This is a genomic window from Vibrio sp. YT-19(2023) (assembly GCF_033337395.1).
Map to the genome: position 1 here is coordinate 1 of NZ_JAWOQN010001192.1, position 511 is coordinate 511.

The window sequence follows — 511 nt, forward strand, 5'->3', positions numbered from 1 at the left end:
CACTTGGCTCCGAAAAAGCAGAAAAAGCTCTCACCAAACGCAAAATAAAAGACGGTGGCGTTCGCGTTAACGAAGCGCATGAGCTGGTTTCTGATTACCTCAGAAAGGTGCCCGATCTAGAGAAAAACCAAAAAATCAAAGATCTCGCGGCCAAAATGGCGGGTGGCAACATTTCGACCATCGCTCAGCTTCAAGCGTATTTGAACGGGTTTTCGGAAGAAAAAAGCCACCAATACTTAGCTCTAAAAGCGGTGAAGAAATACTTATCGGCTAATCCGGAAAGTAAACACTTATTGGCGCTGATTGACCAAGCGATCTTGAAAATCGAGCAGAACCCGGATTCTTGGTCGCAAATCGACACCGAAATCCGTGTTTCTCATTTCGCTGATGAGTTTAGCAAAGAGCAAGAGTTCAGCTCTCTTCATCAATTGCGCGGCTTTTACCGCGATACGGTGCACTGCTATCAAGGGCTTGGCTCTGCATATCAGGATGTTGTCGAGCGTTTCGGTGA

At 46.6% G+C, this 511-nt stretch carries 1 pseudogene; it reads left to right on the plus strand.

The features are described from left to right. Window positions 1–511, plus strand: a pseudogene (vopN, locus tag R7E78_RS30780) (SctW family type III secretion system gatekeeper subunit VopN); the annotation flags it as partial.